The organism is Sphingomonas sp. Leaf357 (assembly GCF_001423845.1).
Lineage (GTDB): Bacteria > Pseudomonadota > Alphaproteobacteria > Sphingomonadales > Sphingomonadaceae > Sphingomonas.
This window is the reverse complement of the sequence record NZ_LMPM01000001.1, coordinates 1415952-1436266: the sequence shown is the minus strand read 5'-3', so window position 1 is coordinate 1436266 and position 20315 is coordinate 1415952. Positions and strand designations below refer to the sequence as shown.

Here is a 20315-nt window from a genome sequence, read left to right as displayed (position 1 = left end):
TCGACGGGCATGCCCCAAACCGTTCTTCGACTGACTCAGCACAAACGGAGTGGGGCGTTCCGATAGAATAAAACCAAGTCTAAGCCGCCGCCTTCAACTCCGCCATCGCGTTCGCCGTGATCGTCAGGCTCCGTTTGCGCGCTTCGTGGTCGTAGATCGAACTCGCCACCATGACCTCATCGACCCCGGTGCGCGCGACGAACTCGGCGATGCCGCGCGCAACCTTGGCCGGGCCGCCGACCGCCGAGCATTGCAAGACATGATCGAGGATCGCCTGGCCCTGCGCGCCCAGCGTGTCGCGATAGCCGGCGAGCGGCGGCTTCAGCTTGCCCGGATTGCCGGTCCGCAGCGCCACGAACGACTGCTGCTGCGAGCTGGCGAGCAATTCCGCCTCCGCATCGGTGTCGGCGGCGAAAACGTTGAACCCGGCCATCATATAAGGCCGATCCAGCACCGCCGACGGTTTGAAATCGCGACGGTAGATCGCGATCGCGGAGGCCAGCGCATCGGGCGCGAAGTGCGAGGCGAAAGCATAGGGCAGGCCCAACGCGGCCGCCAGCTGCGCGCCGAACGTGCTCGATCCAAGGATCCACAAATCAACCTTCGCGCCCGCACCCGGTGTCGCGGTGATGCCCGTCTGCCCATCGTCGGCAAACAGGCTCTGCAGTTCCAAGACGTCCTGGGGAAAGGCGTTGGCGTCGCTGTTCAGGCTGCGGCGCATGGCGTGCGCGACGCGCTGATCCGATCCCGGCGCGCGGCCGAGGCCGAGATCGATCCGGCCCGGAAACAGCGCGTCCAGCGTGCCGAACTGCTCGGCGATCGCCAGCGGCGCGTGGTTTGGAAGCATGATCCCGCCCGCACCGATGCGGATGGTGGAGGTGGCAGCAGCGACGTGTCCCAGCACCACAGAGGTCGCCGCGCTGGCAATTCCCGCCATGCCGTGATGCTCAGCCGTCCAATAGCGACGGAACCCGACACTTTCCGCGTGCCGAGCCAGATCAGCGGCATTGGCGAGAGCTTGTGAAACGGACCCGCCTTCGACGACGGGGACGAGATCGAGTAGGGAATAGTCTGTCATGACGACGGATGTGGGGAGACATGCAGCGTTCGCCAACGTCTATTCTGTACCGATCGAAACAAAAGTTGACATTTTGCACCGCAGCATGCATATGGCCGCTATCGAGGCGTCATGCAGCGTGATTGGACTTGAACGTCCGGCTCCGCCTCGGTCGTTACCAAACGGACTTCCCATTTCACGCGGGGTGTCATTCTCCCCCGCCATTCGTGCGTCCGCTCATGCGGCGTGCGCCGATGGCCACTAGGCTATTTATATTATGAATTTCGCACAACTCGGCCTCGCCGATCCCTTGGTCCGCGCGCTCGAAGCAAAGGGCTATACCACTCCCACCCCGATCCAGGCGCAGTCGATCCCGACGCTGCTGCAGGGTCGCGATCTGCTCGGCATCGCGCAGACCGGCACGGGCAAGACTGCGGCCTTCGTGCTGCCGTCGATCCAGCGCATGGTCGAAGCGCCCAAGCAGATCCATCCGACGCATTGTCGCATGCTCGTGCTCGCCCCGACGCGCGAGCTGGCCAGCCAGATCGCCGACAGCGCACGGGACTATGGCAAGTTCAGCAAGATGAGCGTCGCCACCGTATTCGGCGGTACCAGCATCAACAAGAACCGTCAGGACATGAGCCGCGGCGTCGATATCCTCGTCGCCACGCCGGGCCGCCTGCTCGATCTGATCGAACAGCGTTTCGTCAGCCTCGCGATGCTGGAAATCCTCGTCCTCGACGAGGCCGACCAGATGCTCGACTTGGGCTTCATCCACGCCCTGCGCAAGATCGTCCGCATGCTGCCCAAGCAGCGCCAGACCCTGTTCTTCTCGGCCACCATGCCGAATGCGATCCGCGAACTGGCCGACCAGTTCCTGAAGGAGCCGGTCACCGTCAAGGTCGCCCCGGTCTCGACCACGGCGGAGCGGGTCGAGCAGTTCGCCACGCACGTCAATCAGGGTGAGAAGCAGGCGCTGCTGACGATCCACCTGCGCAACCCGGAGATCGAGCGCTGCCTGGTCTTCACCCGCACCAAGCACGGCGCCGATCGCGTCGTGAAGCTGCTGGGTCATGCCGGCATTCCCGCCAACGCGATCCACGGCAACAAAAGCCAGCCGCAGCGCGAACGCGCGCTCGGCGAGTTCAAGCAGGGCAAGGTCAAGGTGCTGATCGCGACCGACATCGCCGCGCGCGGCATCGACGTCTCGGGCGTGAGCCACGTGTTCAACTTCGAACTGCCCAACGTGCCGGAGCAGTACGTCCACCGCATCGGCCGCACCGCGCGTGCGGGAGCCAGCGGCGTGGCGATCAGCTTCGTGGCGGATGACGAGAAGAGCTATCTGCGCGACATCGAGAAGCTGACCCGAGTCAAGCCGACGATCATGCCGCTGCCGGAAGGCTTCATGGCCGAAGCGGCGAAGATCAAGGCCAACCGCCCGGCCGGCAGCGACGACGATCGCCGCCGCGACGACAGCGGCCGCCACCGCGCCCCGCCCAAGGCGACGCACAGCGCCCGCCCGACCGGCGCGCGTCCCGAAGGTGCCGGCCGTCCGGCCGGTGGCGCGGGTCGCCCGGCCGGCGGCGCAGGCCGCCCCGGCGGTCAGGGTCGCCCGGGCGGCCAGGGTCGCCCCGGTGGCAACGGCCCACGCCGTCAGGGTGCCGGCGGCGGTGGCCGTCGCTCGCCAGCGGCGGGCTGATCTAAATTCCTCCCAGGCACGGGGAGGTGGCAGCTACAGGCTGACGGAAGGGGATCTCCACGAGCGCTACGTTCGCGGAGAGCCCCCTCCACCGCTTCGCGGCCCCCCTCCCCGTGCCCGGGAGGATTTCAAGATCTCACGGTCAGCCATTCCGCCTCATCGGCCCGCGCACTACGCAAGCGGTTGGCAGGTTCCGCCGGGTCTTCGAACCCGATCGCCATGCCGCAGAACAGCATCCGCTCGTCCGGCGTTCCGAGGAACGCGGTCACGGTGTCCGGATACATCGCCCAGCATTCCTGCGCGCAGGTCGCCAAACCCGCTTCCACCGCCAACAGCATCACGGTCTGCAGATACATTCCCAGGTCCGACCATTGCGGCGGGCCCATCTGGCGATCGACCGTGCAGAACAAGGCCGCCGGCGCGCCGAAGAACTGGAAGTTGCGCGCGAACCACATCCGCCGCGCCGCCTTGTCCTCACGCGGGATGCCGATCTCACGATACATCGCTTCGCCGATCGCGAAGCGCCGGTCGCGATAGGGCGCGGTCAGCATTGGCGGATAGATCGCATAGGCCGGCTCCTCGGCCTCGCCGGCGCTCAGCTTGGCCGCCATGATCGCCTTCAGCTCGGCCAGCGACTCGCCCGATACCAGGTCGATATGCCAGGGTTGCAGATTGCCCCCCGTGGCCGCGCGCGCCGCCTTGCGCACGATCTCTTCCAGCACCGCCGGATCGACCGGCTCGTCCAGAAACCCGCGCACCGATCGCCTTGCCGCTACGGCTTCGCTGACATCCACCCGATCATCCTCTCGCTGACAAAGCCGACTCTTGCCGAGTGCGCCGCTTTGGGCAAGAGAGGTTGCAAAGCACAACTGATTGGAGAGTCGGAATGCCCGAAGCCTATATCGTCGAAGCCGTGCGCACCGCCGGCGGCAAACGCGGCGGCAAGCTCGCCGGATGGCACCCCGCCGACATGGGCGGCGCGGTGCTCGATGCCGTGGTCGATCGCACCGGGATCGATCCGGCGGCGGTCGAGGACGTCATCATGGGCTGCGTCAGCCAGGGTGGCGAACAGAGCTTCCAGATCGGGCGCGGTTCGGTGCTGGCATCGAAGCTGCCCGAAAGCGTGCCGGCCGTGACGATCGATCGCCAGTGCGGGTCCAGCCAACAGGCGATTCAGTTCGCCGCGCAGGCGATCATGTCGGGAACGCAGGACGTGGTGATCGCATCCGGGGTGGAGAGCATGACGCGCGTACCGATGGGCTCCACCGGTATGCTGTTCGCCAAGGCCGGCCTCGGCACCTCCAAGTCGTCGCGACAGGAGGCACGCTATCCCGGCGTTCAGTTCAGCCAGTTCATGGGCGCGCAGATGATTGCCGACAAATACGGTTTCTCGCGCGACGAACTCGATCGCTACGCGCTCGAATCGCACCGTCGCGCAGCGGCGGCGACCGAGCGCGGCGACTTCAAGGACGAGATCGTCGGCCTGATGATCGAAACGCCGGAGGGCGAGATCTGCCACGTCACCGACGAGGGTATCCGCTTCGACGCGACGTTCGAAGGCATTCATTCGGTCAAGCTATTGCAGGAAGGCGGTGTGATCTCGGCCGCCAATGCCAGCCAGATCTGCGACGGGGCGAGCGCGGTGCTGATCGTCAGCGAGAAAGCGCTGAAGGAACATGGACTGACCCCGCTCGCGCGCATCCACAACCTCACCGTTACCGGCGGCGATCCGGTGGTGATGCTGGAAGAGCCCCTGTTCGCGACCGACAAGGCGCTGAAGCGCGCCGGCATGAAGATCGAGGATATCGATCTTTACGAGGTGAACGAGGCGTTCGCGCCGGTGCCGCTGGCCTGGCTGAAGCATGTCGGCGGCGATCCGGCCAAGCTCAACGTCAACGGCGGCGCGATCGCGCTCGGCCATCCGCTCGGCGCCTCCGGCACGAAGCTGATGGCGACCCTGGTTCACGCGTTGCACAAGAGTGGCGGGCGCTACGGCCTGCAGACGATGTGCGAAGGCGGCGGCATCGCCAACGTCACGATCGTCGAGCGGCTGTAAGCACCGACACCCGAACCACCACATTCGTCACCCCAGCGCAGGCTGGGGTCTCTGTGGGGCAGCCGCACCGCGCGCCTCAATGAGATCCCGGCCTTCGCCGAAATGACGATCAAGGAGAAAAACCACATGAAACTCGATTCGACCACCGCCGCCGTCGTCACCGGCGGCTCCTCCGGCCTCGGCGAGGCCACCGCGCGAGCGCTTGCCGCCAGAGGCGTCAAGGTCGCGATCTTCGATCTGCAGGCCGAAAAGGGCGAGGCCGTCGCGGCGGATATCGGCGGCGTCTTTTGCGAAGTGAACGTCACCAGCGACGAGAGCGTCGATGCCGGCTTCGCCAAGGCGCGCGCGGCGCACGGCCAGGAATCGGTGCTCGTGTGCTGCGCCGGGACCGGCAACGCGATGAAGACCGCCAGCCGTTCGAAGGAAGACGGCAGCATCAAGCATTTCAGCCTCGAAGCATTCAACTGGCTGATCCAGATCAATCTGGTCGGCACGTTTCGTTGCGTCGCCAAGTCTGCGGCCGGCATGTTGACGCTGGAGCCGGGCGAAGACGGCGAGCGCGGCGCGATCGTGATGACCGCCTCGGTCGCCGCCGAGGACGGCCAGATGGGCCAGGCCGCCTACAGTGCGTCCAAGGGTGGCGTCGTCGGCATGACCCTGCCGATCGCGCGCGACCTGATGAGCGAAGGAATCCGCATCAACACGATCCTGCCCGGCATCTTTAACACGCCGCTGATGCAGGGCGCGCCGCAAGCGGTAAAGGACAATCTCGCCGCCAGCGTCCCCTTCCCCAAGCGCCTCGGCAACGCACCCGAATATGCCAGCCTCGCGATGACGATGCTGGAAAACAGCTATTTCAACGGCGAGGACGTACGGCTGGACGGCGCGATCCGCATGGCTCCACGCTGAGGGCGGACGGGTGCATGGCGTCGCGCTGATCTTCTCCCCTCCCGCTTGCGGGAGGGGGCGGGGGAGGGCATGACGAATAGGCTTTTGTCGCTTACGATAGCCCCTCCCCTAACCCCTCCCACAAGCGGGAGGGGGATAGAAAGAAGACGATGGCAAGACCCGAACCCTGGCGGCTCGACCCCGCATCCTATCCGCACCGCGATGTGATCCAGACCCGGTTCCAGGACCTCGATCCGCTAGGCCATGTCAACAACGTGGCGATGGCGGGGGTGTTCGAAACGGCACGCGTGCGCTTCAACCGATCGATGGGATTGAGCGGCTGGCACGGTCATCGCTGGCTCGTCGCCAACATCAACATCAACTATCTCGCTGAAGCGCACTTCCCCACCGACATCGATGTCGCGACCGGGATCAGCGACATCGGCACGCGCAGCTGGCACATTCTGGCCGCGGCGTGGCAGGAGGACGAATGCATCGCCACATGCGACGCGGTGCTGGTGATGAGCGGCGGTGGCGGCGCCACCGCGCTGCCAGATGATTTCCGGGCGGGGCTCGAGCAGCACAAGGTCAGGCAACCGCTTTAGCCCGTTTCCTCCCTCCACGCGTCACCCCGGCGCAGCCTGGGATCTCAAGCGGCTCTTGCCAGCGCTCTCCGCAAAGATTCCAGCCTGCTCGGGGGTGACGATGACGGATATCAATCCACGAACACCGCAGCCCGCTTCCCCATGTTCGCCGCCACCGCCTCCATCATGTTCGGCTTGCCGATCACCTTCACCTGCTCGTCCGTTTCAGCGACCAGCATCGCGCGCGGATCGGCGTCGTGCGCCATGTTGCACAGTCGCTTGGCACCACGGATCGCGTGCGGGCTGCGCCCGGCGATCTGCTTGGCCAAGTCGATTGCCGCCGCATGCGGATCCTTCGCCATGCGCGTGACGAAGCCGTGCCCCAGTGCTTCGTCGGCGTCGAATTCGCGCGCGGTATAGACCAGCTCGCGCAGCACATCGTCGCGCACGAGCCCGCGCCAGATCGGAAAGCCGGCCATGTCCGGCACGAGCCCCCAATAGGTCTCTCGGATCGCGAAGCGCGTTCCCGGCGCGGCAATGCGGATGTCCGCACCCGACATGATCTGGAACCCGCCGCCCATCGCCACGCCGTGCACCGCCGCGATCACCGGCATCGGCAGGTTGCGCCAGCCCCAGGTCACGTGCTGCGGCAGGATGCTGCCCTGATCGTTGCGCTCGCGCCCGGTGCCGGAGCCGCCCGCCGCCATGCTCGCCATGTCGAGCCCGGCGCAGAACCCCCGTCCCTCGCCCGACAACACCACGCAGCGCACATCCTTGCGGCCCGCCAGTTCGTCGATCGCCGCGCCGATCCCGGTAAACATCGCCGGGTCGATCGCGTTCATCTTGTCGGCGCGGGTCAGACGGACATCGGCGATCTGGTCGGTGACGGTGATCGATACGCGGTCGTTCATTTCTCTCTCCTCATTCCACACACCGTCACCCCAGCGCAGGCTGGGGTTTCATGGGGCGTGCGCATCGCGCGCCTCATGAAGATCCCAGCCTGCGCCGGGATGACGATCGGAGTTAAACAATCCGGCTGCCGCTCTCGCCCCAATAGCGGTCGCGAAGCAAGCGCTTGTACAGCTTGCCCGTCGCGTGCCGCGGCAATTCCTCGGCGAAATCGATCTGGCGCGGCGTCTTCACGCCCGACAGTTCGGCCCGGCACCAGGCGGTCAGTTCCGCCGCCAGCGCCTCGCCCGCCTCGGCCATGTCCAGCGGCTGAACCACCGCGATCACGCGCTCGCCCATTTCCGCATCCGGCCCGCCGATCACGGCGACATCGGCGACGCGCGGATGGGTGATCAGGCGGTTCTCGATCTCCTGCGGATAGATGTTCACGCCGCCGGAAATGATCATGAAGCTCTTGCGATCGGTGAGATACAGGAAGCCATCGGCATCGATCCGCCCGATATCGCCCAGCGTCGTCCAGCCCTTCGCGTGCCGGGTCTCGGCGGTCTTGTCCGGATCGTTATGATATTCGAACGTACCGCCGCCGCTGAAATAGATCAGCCCCTCGGCATCGGCGCCGAGTTCCTCGCCCGCCTCGTCGCACACGTGCAGCGCGCCATATACCGCGCGCCCGACCGATCCGGGATGCGCCAGCCACTGCGCGGAATCGATCGCGGTCAGGCCGTTGCCTTCCGATCCGGCATAATATTCGAACAGCACCGGCCCCCACCAGTCGATCATCGCCTGCTTCACGGGTACCGGGCACGGCGCAGCGGCATGAATCGCGACCTTCAAGCTGGACAGGTCGTAGGTAGCGCGCACCGCAGGATCGAGTTTCAGCATGCGCACGAAATGCGTCGGCACCCACTGGCTCGCCGTCACCTTGTACCGCGCGATCGCGCCCAACGCGGCCTCCGGATCGAAATGCTGCATCATCACCACGGTGCCGCCGAGCCGCATCACCGTCATCGACCAGCGCAAGGGCGCGGCGTGATAGAGCGGCGCGGGACTGAGGTAGATCGTGTCCGGCCCCAGCCCGTACAACGCCTGCGCAAGTTGCATCAGCACGTTGGGCGTGGCGATATCGGGATCCTCCGGCAACGCGACGCGCACGCCCTTCGGCCGCCCGGTCGTGCCGGAGGAATAAAGCATGTCCACGCCGGCGCGCTGGTCCGGGATCGGCGTGTCGGGCATCGCCGAAGCACCGGCGCGCCAATCCTCGAACCCCGCCACCGGCCCCACCGCGAACCCAAGGCATGATCCAAGATCGATCTGCGTCGCGGTGCCTGCCAGCGCCTCGCCCACGACGAGCAGTTTCGCCCCCGAATCGCGCACGATATACTCTACCTCCGGCGCGGTCAGCTTCGAGGAGATGCAGACATAGAACAGACCGCTGCGCTGCGCGCCCCACACCAGATCGTAATATTCCGGCACATTGTCGATGAAGAGGGCGATCGTATCGCCGACGCCCAGCCCGCGCGCGCGAAACAGATGCGCCGCCCGGTTCGATCGACGGTCGAGTTCACCGTAGCTGATCGTCTCACCCGTCTCGGCGACGATCAGGGCGGGCTTGTCGGCGTTTGCGGCGGCATGGACGCTGGGATGCATTTCCATCTCCTATCGGTTGTGTTTTGCAACCTAAGCTAGCCCGCCCCGCCGCCCTCGGCAATGGCGTGATTGGGCGCGCGATTTGGGGTGCGGGACGGGGGCCGTGTTTGCGCTTCGTGGCGCCTTGTGTAGAGCCGCGATCATGACCACGCCCGCCTTCGTCTTCGATCCCGAACGTTTCCTGAAGAACGGTGCCGGCGGGCATGGCCGACATCTCGGCCTGTCCTATCACGCGCATGGGCCGAACTGGGTCGAGATGGCGATGCCCTACGATCCCCGGCTGATCGGCGACCCCGAAAGCGGCGTCATCGCCTCCGGCCCGATCCTGTCGATGATGGACATGGCGACCAGCATGGCGGTGTGGCTGAAGCTCAACACCTTCCGCCCACATGCCACGCTCGACCTGCGCGTCGATTATCTCCGTCCCGCGACGCCGGGCAAGACGGTGATCGGGCGCGGAGAATGCTACCGCGTATCCCGCTCGATCGCATTCGTGCGCGGTCAGGCGCATGACGGCGATCCGGACGATCCGCTGGCGCACGTCGCCGGCACCTTCATGGCGCCGGAGGGCTATTTCTGATGCTGCCGCCTTATGCCGATACGCTCGGGCTGAGCGTCGATCCCGACGATGCCGAGGGCTGCACGTTGATCATGCCCTATGCCGATGGCGTGCTGGGCCGCCCCGGCTTCCTGCACGGCGGCGCGATCAGCGGCCTGATGGAGATGGCCGCGATCGTCGCATTGCGCCGGGCGCTGGCGGGTGAGGGCGGCGGCAGAATCAAGCCGATCAATGTCACCGTAGACTTCATGCGCGGTGGGCGGGACAAACTGACCTACAGCAAGGGGCTGGTGACACGCCTCGGCACTCGGGTGGCGAATGTCGAAACGACCGCTTGGCAGGACGATCGCGCGAAACCGATCGCGGCGGCACGGATGAATTATCTGATGGTGCGGCCTTAGTCTTCAAAGCCCTTCCAGATCCTCCCAATATCGTCATCCCGGCGCAGGCCGGGATCTCATGCGGATGGCGCGGGACATGAACCGCTTAATATCCCGGCCTTCGCCGGGATGACGATATTTGGGAGGGTCAAACCTTTGGCGTCAGCTTGATCAACCGCCCCTGCGATCCATCCGCACCATCTTCCAACACGTAGATCGCACCGTCCGGTCCCTGCTCGACCTCGCGGATGCGGGCACCCATGTCCCATTGCCCGCCCTTCTTCGCGTTCGTGCCGTCGAGATCGACGCGGATCAGCGCCTTGCTCGACAGACCGCCGATGAACGCATCGCCCTTCCAGGCCGGGAACAGATCGCCCGAATAGATCATCAGCCCACCCGGCGAGATCACCGGATTCCACGACACCTTTGGGGCCTCAAACCCGTCGCCAGGCGTGTGATCGGGGATGTCGCGGCCGTCGTAATGGCTGCCGTTCGACGCCTTTGGCCAGCCGTAATTCTTGCCCGGCTGGATCAGATTGACCTCGTCGCCGCCCTTTGGACCCATCTCTTGTTCCCACAAATTACCCTGCGCATCGAATGCGATGCCGAGCAGGTTGCGGTGGCCGTACGACCAGATCGCCGGGTTGAACCCCTGCGCGGCGAGCGGATTGCCCGGCGCCGGCTTGCCGTCCAGGGTCAGGCGCAGCACCTTGCCGAGCGTGGATTTCGGATCCTGCGCCGGATCGAACTTCTGCCGCTCGCCATTGGAGAAGAACAGATATTTTCCGTCCGGCGAGAAGGCGATGCGCCCGGAATAATGGCCGTTGCCCGAAACGAACGGAGTCGCGCGGAACAGCACCTCGATCTCGCCGAGCCGCTCACCGCCGCTGCCATCTGCGCGCAGCCGTCCGCGCGCCAGCACCACGCCCTTGCCGCCCTCTCCGGCCGCAGAATAGCTGAAATAAACCCGCTTGCTCGACGCAAAATCGGGCGCGAGCACCACGTCCATCAACGCGCCCTGCCCGGCCGAATCGACGCCGATGGTCGCCACCGTCTGCCGCGTCTTTCCATCCGCCGAGACGAGCAGCATCGCGCCGGTCTTCTCCGTCACCAGCATGCGCTTGTCGGGCAGGAACGTCATCGCCCAGGGCGAATCGAAATCGGCGACGACGGTTTCGTTGAACGGCTTGCTCGCATTTGCAGCCGGGACGTCCCCCTGCGGCGCGGCGGAGCAAGCGGTACCGACCATCAGGCCGGCGAGCAGAAAACTGGACTTCATCGAATTTCTCCGGATCTTTGCAGCCATACCCCCGCCACCCCGGACTTGTTCCGGGGTTCGCGAGGCCGCACAGACCAGCAACGGAAAATTACATACCATGGTGAGCGCTTGCCACCACGCCATGACCGGACTATATCGCGCTCACTCTCTACATCGTCAGGTGAAGAGGCTGGAGCCACCCGGTTCCGGCGCCGCTCCTCTTTGTCTGACTCTCATGTCTGGAACATACTTGGCCGACATCGCCAAACTGACCGCGCTGATCGCACCCGAAGCCGAGGCCCTCGGCTTCGATCTCGTGCGTGTGAAGCTGTTCGGCGGCGCGGGCGACATCACTCTGCAGGTGATGGCCGAGCGCCCGGACACGCGCCAGTTGACGATCGACGATTGCGCCGAACTGTCGCGCCGCATCTCCGATGTGATGGATGCCGAGGACCCGATCGAGAGCGAATATCGTCTCGAAGTCTCCTCGCCGGGCATCGATCGCCCGCTGACGCGACTCAAGGATTTCGCCGACTGGGCGGATTACGAAGCGCGCATCCACCTCGCCGCGCCGATCGAAGGCCGCAAGGTGCTCACCGGAACGCTCAAGGGCGTTGAAGGCGACTGGATCACGATCGACCTGCCGAAGCATGGCCTGATGACGATCGGGTTCGAGCAGGTCGGCAACGCCAAGCTGGTGCTGACCGATGCGCTGATCGCCGCGACGCGCCCGCTTTCGCTCGACGGCGTCGAGGAAGAAGAGATCGAAGACACCGACGACATCGAAGACACAGACGAAGAGGCGCTGGAAAGCGCCGATATCAAGGACGAAGGATAAATCATGGCTCTCAGCGCCGTTTCCGCCAACAAGGCCGAATTGCTCGCCATCGCGAATGCCGTCGCGACCGAGAAGATGATCGACAAGGCGATCGTGATCGAGGCGATGGAGGACGCGATCCAGCGTGCCGCCCGCTCGCGTTACGGTGCCGAGAACGACATCCGCGCCAAGCTGGACGGCCAGACCGGCGACCTGCGCTTGTGGCGCGTCGTCGAAGTGGTCGAGGCGGTCGACGATTATTTCAAGCAGGTGAACCTGAAGGAAGCGCAGAAGCTTCAGGCCGGTGCGGTCGTCGGCGATTACATCGTCGATCCGCTGCCCCCGATCGAATTCGGCCGCATCGCCGCGCAGGCCGCCAAGCAGGTGATCTTCCAGAAGGTCCGCGATGCCGAGCGCGAGCGCCAGTTCGAGGAATTCAAGGATCGCATGGGTGAGATCATTACCGGCGTGGTCAAGCGCGTCGAGTTTGGTCACGTCGTGGTCGATCTGGGCCGTGCGGAAGGCGTGATTCGCCGCGACGCGCAAATTCCGCGCGAGGTGGTGCGCGTCAACGATCGCATCCGTTCGCTGATCCTCAACGTCCGCCGCGAAAATCGTGGGCCGCAAATCTTCCTCAGCCGCGCCCACCCCGATTTCATGAAGAAGCTGTTCGCGCAGGAAGTGCCGGAAATCTACGACGGCATCATCGAGATCAAGGCCGCCGCGCGCGATCCGGGCTCGCGCGCCAAGATCGGCGTCATCTCGCATGATTCCTCGATCGATCCGGTCGGCGCCTGCGTCGGCATGAAGGGCAGTCGCGTGCAGGCCGTCGTGCAGGAAATGCAGGGCGAGAAGATCGACATCATCCCCTGGTCGCCGGACACCGCGACCTTCGTCGTCAACGCGCTTCAGCCCGCCAGCGTATCGCGCGTCGTGATCGACGAGGAAGAGGATCGCATCGAGGTCGTCGTCCCCGACGATCAGCTCAGCCTCGCGATCGGCCGTCGTGGCCAGAACGTGCGCCTCGCCAGCCAGTTGACCGGCAAGGCGATCGACATCCTGACCGAGGCCGATGCGTCCGAGAAGCGCCAGAAGGAATTTCTCGAGCGCACCGAGATGTTCCAGACCGAGCTGGACGTCGATGAGACGCTGGCCCAGCTGCTCGTCGCCGAAGGCTTTGGCGCGCTGGAAGAGGTCGCCTATGTCGAGGCCGCCGAAATCGCGACGATCGAAGGTTTCGACGAAGATCTCGCCGCCGAGCTGCAAAGCCGCGCCACCGAAGCGCTGGAGCGCCGCGAGGAAGCCAACCGCGCCACGCGTCGCGAGATGGGCGTATCGGACGACCTCGCCGCGCTGCCGCACCTCAACGAGGCGATGCTCGTCACTTTGGGCAAGGCCGGCATCCTCACGCTCGACGATCTCGCCGATCTGGCGACCGACGAACTGGTCCAGAAGAAGCGTCAGGAACAGCGTCGCCGCGCCGAAACCGAGAACAAGCGCCCCGAGGACAAGGGCGGCGTACTCGGCGAATATGGCCTGAGCGACGAGCAGGGCAACGAGATCATCATGGCTGCCCGTGCGCACTGGTTCGAAGACGAAGCCGTGGATGAGGACGCGAAAGCCTGATGCCGTTCGTCAGCATCCGCATCTCGGGCTCGGCGAGCCGCGACCAGAAAGCTGGGATCGTCGCCGACGTCACCGCCAGCCTGGTCGCGCGCCTCGGCAAGAACCCGCAAGCGGTGCAGATCGTGATCGAGGAAGTGAGCACGGAGAATTACGGCGCGGGCGGTCAGCTGATCGCCGACCGTGACGCGCCGAAAAGGGAGGACGCGCATGCGGTTCCCCCACGATGAGGCGCTAGGGCTTCAGCCATCCGCGAACGCTTCGTCACCCCGGACCTGTTCCGGGGTCTACGTACCCGTACGCGTTTCCGTGATCCTGAAAGCGTTTCAGGATCCATGCGCGCTCGTCGGTCAGCCGGACACCGTCCCTGAATCAGCTGATCGCACCTGGATTTTAAAACAGGTTCAGCATGCCGGCAGTTGTCGAGTGAACCCGGCATGACCGCCGCCGACCCCATCCGCCGCTGCATTCTGCTCGGCGACCGCGCGCCGCGCGCCGCGCTCGTGCGGCTTGCGCTCAGCCCGGACGGCGATGTGCTGCCCGACGTTCGCGCCAAGGCCCCCGGCCGTGGCGCATGGATCGGCGTGACCAGGGCCGAACTCGAAACCGCCATTCTGAAGGGCAAGCTGAGGGGCGCGCTGGCCCGCGCGTTCAAAATCGGACCGATAGCGATTCCCAACGATCTCCCCGCCAAGATCGAAGCCGCACTGGAACGCGCAGCGCTCGATCGACTCGGCCTCGAATCGCGCTCCGGCGGACTGTTCTCCGGTGCCGAGAAGATCGAAACGGCCGCGCGTTCCGGCAAGCTGCACCTGCTGCTCCATGCCTGTGATGCCGGCACGGACGGCAACCGCAAGCTCGATCAGGCATGGCGCGTCGGCTCCGATCGCGAGGGCGAAGACGTCAGGGGCTTGGTTCTGCCTGTCCCGCGCACCATATTGGCCGTGGCACTGGGCAGGCAGAATGTGGTACATATCGGCCTGACTGATCCCGATGCTGCAAAGCGCGTGCGTGAAACGCTCGACCGCTGGCTGCATTTCATCGGCCCTGACCCAATTTCCACGCCTTGCGAAACGGCCTCGCAGGGCGCATCGGCGTCCCCCACGGAGGCCGGTGAAAATTCGGCCACCGAACATTACGAGGAATACGAGTGAGCGATACCGACAACGAAAAGCCGAAACTGGGCATGCGCGCGCCGCTGGGGCTGAAGCGCACGGTCGAGACGGGCAAGGTGAAGCAGAGCTTCAGCCATGGCCGTTCGAACACCGTGGTCGTGGAAGTGAAGCGCCGCCGTATCCTGGGGCCTGGCGCCGCGCAGGAAGCGCCGGCCGTCGAGGAAGCCGCTCCGGCACCGGTCGCGGCACCGCCCGCGCCGCCGCCGCCCGCGCCCGCGCCGGCCCAGTCACCCGCCAACTCGCTGCTGTCCCGCCAGGAACTGCAGACCAAGCTGCTGCGCGAAGCCGACGAGGCGCGCATGAACGCCCTGGAGGAAACGCGCCGTCGCGAAGAGCGCGATCGTGCCGAGGCGCAGGAAGCCGAACGCAAGCGGGCGGAGGAAGCACGCCGCGCCGGTGATGCCGCCGACAGCCCCGCAGCACCGGACCCAACGCCGCAGCCGGCGGCCGCCCCGGTCGAAGTCGCCGCGGCACCTGCCGCGGCCGCGCCGGACGCCGCCCCAGCGCCGGAGCCGGTGGCCCCACCGCCGCCGCCTGCGCCGCCTCCGCCTTTGACGTTCGGGCTGGATCCGAGCATGCCCGCGCCGCGTCGCTTCACGCCCGTGCCGCGCCCCGAGCGTCCCAAGCCAGCGCCCGCTCCGGTCGCCGCGCCCGAGGAAAAGACCCCGGCCAGCACGACCGCGTCGCCCTCGGCCCCGGCAAACCCGGGCAGTCCGATCAAGCGCGCCGGCGAGACGCTGCAGCGTCCGCAGCAGACGCCGTCGCGCGGCCGCACCGGCGACGAACGTCGTGGCGGCAAGCTGACCGTCAATCGTGCGCTGAACGATGGCGATGGTGCCCGTGCGCGCTCGCTCGCCGCGCTGAAACGTGCGCGTGAGAAGGAAAACCGTCGTCTCGGCGGCCCGCGCGAGGCCCAGGCCAAGCAGATTCGCGACGTCGTCGTGCCGGAAGCGATCACCGTCCAGGAACTCGCCAATCGCATGGCCGAAAAGGGCGCGGATCTGGTCAAGACGCTGTTCAAGATGGGCATGCCCGTCACGATGACTCAGACGATCGATCAGGACACGGCGGAGCTGCTGGTCACCGAATTCGGCCACAACATCGTCCGCGTCGCCGATTCCGATATTGACCTGACCAACGACACGCATGAGGATGTCGATGAGAACGCGAAGCCGCGTCCTCCGGTCGTCACGATCATGGGCCATGTCGATCACGGCAAGACTTCGCTGCTCGATGCCCTGCGCGGCACCGATGTGGTCAGGGGCGAGGCCGGCGGCATCACGCAGCATATCGGCGCCTATCAGGTCACGCTGAAGGACAAGTCGAAGATCACGTTCCTCGATACGCCGGGCCATGAAGCGTTTACCGAAATGCGCCAGCGCGGCGCCAACGTGACCGACATCGTCGTGCTCGTGGTGGCGGCGGACGACAGCATAAAGCCGCAGACGATCGAAGCGATCAATCATACCAAGGCGGCCGGCGTGCCGATGATCGTGGCGATCAACAAGGTCGACAAGCACGGTGCCAATCCGCAGAAGGTCCGCGAGGAACTGCTGCAGTATGAGGTGATCGTCGAGGAGATGTCGGGCGACGTGCAGGACGTGGAAGTCTCCGCACTGCAGAAGACCGGGCTCGACGAGCTGATCGAGAAGATCCAGCTGCAGGCCGAACTGCTCGAACTGAAGGCCAATCCCGATCGCCCGGCCGAGGGCACCGTGATCGAGGCGAAGCTCGACAAGGGCCGTGGCCCGGTCGCGACGATCCTCGTGAACCGCGGTACGCTAAAGGTCGGCGACATCTTCGTCGTGGGTGCGGAAAGCGGCAAGGTCCGCGCGATGACCAACGACAAGGGACAGCAGATCAAGGAAGCGGGTCCGTCGATGCCGATCGAGGTGCTCGGGCTCTCCGGCGTGCCCCGCGCGGGCGATCCGCTGTCGGTGGTCGAGAACGAGGCGCGTGCCCGTGAGGTCGCCGATTATCGTCAGGGCGTCATCACCTCCAAGCGCACCGGCGGTGGTCCGGCGAGCCTGGAATCGATGTTCTCGGCGCTGAAGGAAAAGCAGGCGATCGAATATCCGCTGGTGGTCAAGGCCGACACGCAAGGGTCGGTCGAGGCGATCGTGAATGCGATCAACAAGATCTCGACCGATCTGATCAAGGCGCGCGTGCTGCATGCCGGCGTCGGCGGGATCACCGAGAGCGACGTGACTCTTGCTGGGGCGTCCGGCGCGCCGATCATCGGCTTCAACGTCCGCGCCAATGCCAAGGCGCGCGAGATCGCCGAACGTCAGAAGGTCGCGCTCAAATATTACGACGTGATCTACACGCTGACCGACGAGATCCGCGCCGGCATGGCGGGCGAACTCGGCCCCGAGGCGTTCGAAACGGTCGTCGGCCGCGCCGAAATCCGCGAGGTCTTCTCGGCCGGCAAGCACGGCAAGGCGGCCGGTATCCTGGTCACCGAGGGGATCATCCGCAAGGCGCTCAAGGCGCGTATCACCAGGGCGGATGTCATCATCTACCAAGGCGAGATCGCCTCGCTGCGTCGCTTCAAGGACGATGTCGCCGAAGTGCGCGCCGGCCTGGAATGCGGCGTGACGTTCACGCAGAACTTCGTGGACATCAAGGCGGGCGACTTCCTCGAGACGTTCGAAGTCGAACTTCGCGAACGAACGCTGTAATCTAAAAGCCCTCTCTCGTTCTTGCGGGAGAGGGCTAAGGTTTCCAATATGAAGTCTGCCGAAACCCCGGAAGCCCGCTCCGTCCGCGTCCTGCGCGTGGGCGAACAGATGCGTCACACGCTGAGCGATATCCTTGCGCGCGGCGATGTGCATGACGAGACGCTGGCCAAGCACATGGTCACGGTCACCGAAGTGCGCATGTCGCCCGACCTCCGCCACGCAACCGTGTTCATCAAGCCATTGCTCGGCAAGGACGAGGAAAAGGTGCTGAAGGCGCTGCGTACGAACACCGCCTACCTCCAGCGGGAAGTCGCCGCTCGGGTGCAGATGAAGTACGCTGCGAAGCTAAAATTCCTCGCCGACGAAAGCTTCGACGAGGGGAGCCATATCGACAAGCTGCTGCGCGATCCGAAGGTTGCGCGGGATTTGACGAGCAGCGCCGAGGATTGACACCGGGCGCGGTAAGACGCATCTTACCAGCATGAGCATCGAGATTTCTATTTCGTCAAAGGGTCAGATCGTCATTCCGAAAGACGTTCGCGATGCCTTACAATTGAAAGCCGGTGAGAAGCTGATCTTGTCTCGGGTCGGCCGACGTATCGTGCTCGATGCGCCCGAACTGCCGCGCGAAACCATCAGTTATGACGAGTTCCGCAAACGCATGCCAAAATATTTCGGGCCTTCTGTCGCGATCGAGGACATGACCGTGGACTTCGACCGGCTCTGGCATGAGCGCGACGAAGGTTGATAGCCGTCGATACCAACGTCATTCTGCGGCTGGTGCTGGATGACGACGACGCACAGGTGGCGGCAGCGCGGGCGCTGATGCTTCGGGCGCCGCTTTTCGTATCGCTAAGTGTTTTGCTTGAAACGGGATGGGTTCTACAAAGTCGGTATCGTTTCCCACGGGCCGAGGTGGCCGATGCACTTCAGCTGGTCGTTAACCTCAACGGCGTTATTGTGGCGCGGCTGCCAATCGTTTTGTGGGCTATCGGCCGTTATCGCGAGGGTGCCGATCTGGCAGATATGATCCATTTGGCATCCGCAGCGAAAATCGGAGCGTTCGCCACGTTCGATCGCGGTATCGAAGCCAAAAGCGGCACCGGTGCCCCTATTGAAATCGAAACGCTCACCTGATGGCCAAGCTCTATTTCTACTACGCGTCGATGAACGCGGGCAAATCGACCAACCTGTTGCAGGCCGATTTCAATTATCGCGAGCGCGGCATGCGGACGGTGCTGCTCACCGCGGGCGTAGACGATCGGTTCGCCGCGGGCACGATCACGTCGCGCATCGGTCTGCACGAAAACGCCATCGCGTTCGAGCGCGACACCGATCTGCTCGCGATCGTCCACCGCGAGGGCGAGGCGTTGCCGGCCTGCGTGCTGGTCGATGAGGCCCAGTTCCTGACCGCCAAACAGGTCGATCAGCTCGCCGAACTGGCGGACGTGCACAACGTGCCGGTGCTTGCCTACGGGTTGCGCACCGATTTCCAAGGGCAGTTGTTCGAAGGATCCGCGCGGTTGCTGGCGATCGCGGATTCGCTGGTCGAGATCAAATCGGTCTGCGTATGCGGGCGCAAGGCGACGATGAACCTGCGCGTCGATGCCAGCGGAGATCCGGTCGCCGAGGGGCGGCAGACCGAGATCGGCGGCAACGACCGTTATGTCGCGTTGTGCCGGCGGCATTTTTCCGAAGCCTTCCGCGCGTCGCGGGGCTGATCCGGAATGCATGGCTGGATCATTCTCGACAAGCCGTTGGGGCTTGGATCGACGCAGGGCGTGTCGGCGGTGAAACGCGCGCTGCGCCAAGGCGGATACGACAAGGTCAAGGTCGGGCACGGCGGCACGCTCGATCCGTTGGCGACCGGGGTGCTGCCGATCGCGGTCGGCGAGGCGACCAAGCTGGCTGGCCGCATGCTCGACAGCGACAAGATATACGAGTTCACGATCCGGTTCGGGGTGCAGACGGATACGCTGGATCTGGAAGGTGTCGAAGTTGGCGCCAGTGGGGTGCGTCCGAGCATGTTGGAGATCGCGGCGGTGCTGCCGCTCTTCACCGGGCCGATCGAGCAAATACCGCCGGCCTATTCCGCGCTGAAGGTGGATGGGCAGCGCGCCTACGATCTGGCGCGCGCGGGGGAAGTGGTCGTGTTGGCGAGTCGATCGGTGACGATCCACGCGCTCGACGTCGCCCCGGCGGAGGCCACGGCCGTTGAAAAGCATGGCGTGACGTTTGCCCCGAACGCGGCGGCCCCGGCCTCCGCCGGGGCGACGGTAGACGAGGTCACCCTCACCGCCCATGTCTCCAAGGGCACCTATATCCGCAGCCTGGCGCGCGACATCGCCATCGCGCTCGGCACGGTCGGGCACGTCACCATGCTCCGCCGCACCAAGGCCGGGCCGTTCGACCTCGAACACGCGATATCGCTGGACAAACTGACCGAATTGGCTATGGCACGCGCGCTAGAAGACGTAACTTTGCCCTTGAGGGCGGCGCTGGACGACATCCCGGCCCTTCCTCTCACCCCCGACCAGGCAGGGGCGCTCCGACAGGGGCGTGTTTTGGTCGGGATCGCCGCAGACGATGGCCAATATTTCGCGTGCATCGGGAACACTCCGGTCGCGCTGGTAGCGGTTCAGGACCATGAGGTCCGTGTCGTCCGGGGCTTCAATCTGGATTGATGTCGAAGGAAGAACACACATGACGATTACCGCAGAGCGCAAGGACGCGCTGGTCAAGGATCACGGCCGCGCCACCGGCGACACCGGTTCCACCGAAGTTCAGGTCGCGATCCTCACCGAGCGCATCCGCAACCTGACCGAGCATTTCAAGACGCACAAGAAGGACAACCATTCGCGCCGCGGGCTGCTGATGATGGTCAACAAGCGTCGCTCGTTGCTGGATTATCTCCGTCACAAGGACGGCCAGCGCTACACCGATCTGATCGCCAAGCTTGGGTTGCGCAAGTAACCCCAATCA

22 protein-coding genes are annotated in these 20315 nt (G+C 65.1%); 17 read left to right on the top strand and 5 right to left on the bottom strand.

Annotation, left to right across the window (positions count from 1 at the left end):
* Nucleotides 1–79: 79 nt before the first annotated feature.
* Nucleotides 80–1078: an LLM class flavin-dependent oxidoreductase gene (locus tag ASG11_RS06675; RefSeq protein WP_055776812.1), complete on the bottom strand. Its 999-nt coding sequence runs from the start codon at nt 1076–1078 to the stop codon at nt 80–82.
* A 256-nt stretch (nt 1079–1334) separates the two neighbouring features.
* Here ASG11_RS06675 and ASG11_RS06670 point away from each other — a divergent pair, with 256 nt between their 5' ends.
* Entirely contained in the window at nt 1335–2756 is a 1422-nt protein-coding gene (locus ASG11_RS06670) for a DEAD/DEAH box helicase (RefSeq protein WP_055776809.1), read from the top strand.
* A gap of 128 nt (nt 2757–2884) precedes the next feature.
* Here ASG11_RS06670 and ASG11_RS06665 read toward each other — a convergent pair whose 3' ends face one another.
* Nucleotides 2885–3550 (bottom strand): nitroreductase, encoded by a 666-nt coding sequence (locus tag ASG11_RS06665; RefSeq protein WP_055776807.1) that lies wholly within the window; start codon nt 3548–3550, stop codon nt 2885–2887.
* Nucleotides 3551–3642: 92 nt separating this feature from the next.
* On the opposite strand from ASG11_RS06665, the gene ASG11_RS06660 reads away from it, so the two are divergent.
* The 3 genes from ASG11_RS06660 (at nt 3643) to ASG11_RS06650 (ending at nt 6305) form a co-directional block, all read left to right on the top strand.
* On the top strand, nt 3643–4812 hold the full coding sequence (locus tag ASG11_RS06660; RefSeq protein WP_055776804.1) for an acetyl-CoA C-acetyltransferase: 1170 nt from the start codon (nt 3643–3645) through the stop codon (nt 4810–4812).
* A 126-nt stretch (nt 4813–4938) separates the two neighbouring features.
* On the top strand, nt 4939–5721 hold the full coding sequence (locus tag ASG11_RS06655) for an SDR family NAD(P)-dependent oxidoreductase (RefSeq protein ID WP_055780427.1): 783 nt from the start codon (nt 4939–4941) through the stop codon (nt 5719–5721).
* 149 nt (nt 5722–5870) lie between these two features.
* Nucleotides 5871–6305 (top strand): acyl-CoA thioesterase, encoded by a 435-nt coding sequence (locus ASG11_RS06650; protein WP_055776801.1) that lies wholly within the window; start codon nt 5871–5873, stop codon nt 6303–6305.
* 110 nt (nt 6306–6415) lie between these two features.
* On the opposite strand, the gene ASG11_RS06645 is transcribed toward ASG11_RS06650, so the two are convergent.
* The gene (locus tag ASG11_RS06645; RefSeq protein ID WP_055776799.1) at nt 6416–7195 is read right to left on the bottom strand and encodes a crotonase/enoyl-CoA hydratase family protein; all 780 of its coding nucleotides are present in this window, start codon (nt 7193–7195) and stop codon (nt 6416–6418) included.
* A gap of 112 nt (nt 7196–7307) precedes the next feature.
* Nucleotides 7308–8840 (bottom strand): acyl-CoA synthetase, encoded by a 1533-nt coding sequence (locus ASG11_RS06640; RefSeq protein WP_201781288.1) that lies wholly within the window; start codon nt 8838–8840, stop codon nt 7308–7310.
* A 142-nt stretch (nt 8841–8982) separates the two neighbouring features.
* Here ASG11_RS06640 and ASG11_RS06635 point away from each other — a divergent pair, with 142 nt between their 5' ends.
* Together ASG11_RS06635 and ASG11_RS06630 are read left to right on the top strand one after the other, a co-directional pair.
* Nucleotides 8983–9420, top strand: coding sequence for a PaaI family thioesterase (locus ASG11_RS06635; RefSeq protein WP_055776793.1), 438 nt, complete (start codon nt 8983–8985; stop codon nt 9418–9420).
* Nucleotides 9420–9800 carry a PaaI family thioesterase gene (locus ASG11_RS06630; RefSeq protein WP_055776790.1) on the top strand — a complete coding sequence of 127 codons (381 nt, stop codon included), beginning with the start codon at nt 9420–9422 and terminating at the stop codon, nt 9798–9800. Before ASG11_RS06635 ends, ASG11_RS06630 begins: the two co-directional genes overlap by 1 nt.
* A 127-nt stretch (nt 9801–9927) precedes the next feature.
* Here ASG11_RS06630 and ASG11_RS06625 read toward each other — a convergent pair whose 3' ends face one another.
* Nucleotides 9928–11058 (bottom strand): PQQ-dependent sugar dehydrogenase, encoded by a 1131-nt coding sequence (locus tag ASG11_RS06625; RefSeq protein WP_055776788.1) that lies wholly within the window; start codon nt 11056–11058, stop codon nt 9928–9930.
* A gap of 229 nt (nt 11059–11287) precedes the next feature.
* Here ASG11_RS06625 and rimP point away from each other — a divergent pair, with 229 nt between their 5' ends.
* The 11 genes from rimP to rpsO all read left to right on the top strand — a co-directional run bounded on the left by rimP (nt 11288) and on the right by rpsO (nt 20306).
* Nucleotides 11288–11875, top strand: coding sequence for a ribosome maturation protein RimP (gene rimP, locus ASG11_RS06620; RefSeq protein ID WP_055776786.1), 588 nt, complete (start codon nt 11288–11290; stop codon nt 11873–11875).
* 3 nt (nt 11876–11878) lie between these two features.
* Complete coding sequence (gene nusA, locus ASG11_RS06615) at nt 11879–13480, top strand: transcription termination factor NusA (RefSeq protein ID WP_055776783.1); 1602 nt, start codon at nt 11879–11881, stop codon at nt 13478–13480.
* On the top strand, nt 13480–13707 hold the full coding sequence (locus tag ASG11_RS06610) for a tautomerase family protein (RefSeq protein ID WP_055776779.1): 228 nt from the start codon (nt 13480–13482) through the stop codon (nt 13705–13707). Before nusA ends, ASG11_RS06610 begins: the two co-directional genes overlap by 1 nt.
* A 207-nt stretch (nt 13708–13914) precedes the next feature.
* The gene (locus ASG11_RS06605; protein WP_055776776.1) at nt 13915–14631 is read left to right on the top strand and encodes a DUF448 domain-containing protein; all 717 of its coding nucleotides are present in this window, start codon (nt 13915–13917) and stop codon (nt 14629–14631) included.
* Complete coding sequence (infB, locus tag ASG11_RS06600; protein WP_055776773.1) at nt 14628–17333, top strand: translation initiation factor IF-2; 2706 nt, start codon at nt 14628–14630, stop codon at nt 17331–17333. Before ASG11_RS06605 ends, infB begins: the two co-directional genes overlap by 4 nt.
* A gap of 48 nt (nt 17334–17381) precedes the next feature.
* Nucleotides 17382–17783: a 30S ribosome-binding factor RbfA gene (gene rbfA, locus ASG11_RS06595; RefSeq protein ID WP_055776770.1), complete on the top strand. Its 402-nt coding sequence runs from the start codon at nt 17382–17384 to the stop codon at nt 17781–17783.
* Between the two features lie 31 nt (nt 17784–17814).
* Nucleotides 17815–18081: an AbrB/MazE/SpoVT family DNA-binding domain-containing protein gene (locus ASG11_RS06590; RefSeq protein WP_055776768.1), complete on the top strand. Its 267-nt coding sequence runs from the start codon at nt 17815–17817 to the stop codon at nt 18079–18081.
* Nucleotides 18078–18470, top strand: a complete 393-nt coding sequence (locus tag ASG11_RS06585) for a type II toxin-antitoxin system VapC family toxin (RefSeq protein ID WP_055776765.1) — start codon at nt 18078–18080, stop codon at nt 18468–18470. Before ASG11_RS06590 ends, ASG11_RS06585 begins: the two co-directional genes overlap by 4 nt.
* Nucleotides 18470–19054: a thymidine kinase gene (locus ASG11_RS06580; RefSeq protein WP_055776762.1), complete on the top strand. Its 585-nt coding sequence runs from the start codon at nt 18470–18472 to the stop codon at nt 19052–19054. The genes ASG11_RS06585 and ASG11_RS06580 overlap by 1 nt, the downstream gene beginning before the upstream one ends.
* A gap of 6 nt (nt 19055–19060) precedes the next feature.
* Nucleotides 19061–20017: a tRNA pseudouridine(55) synthase TruB gene (gene truB / locus ASG11_RS06575; RefSeq protein ID WP_055776758.1), complete on the top strand. Its 957-nt coding sequence runs from the start codon at nt 19061–19063 to the stop codon at nt 20015–20017.
* A 19-nt stretch (nt 20018–20036) separates the two neighbouring features.
* Nucleotides 20037–20306 carry a 30S ribosomal protein S15 gene (gene rpsO, locus ASG11_RS06570; RefSeq protein ID WP_055776754.1) on the top strand — a complete coding sequence of 90 codons (270 nt, stop codon included), beginning with the start codon at nt 20037–20039 and terminating at the stop codon, nt 20304–20306.
* Nucleotides 20307–20315 lie beyond the last annotated feature (9 nt).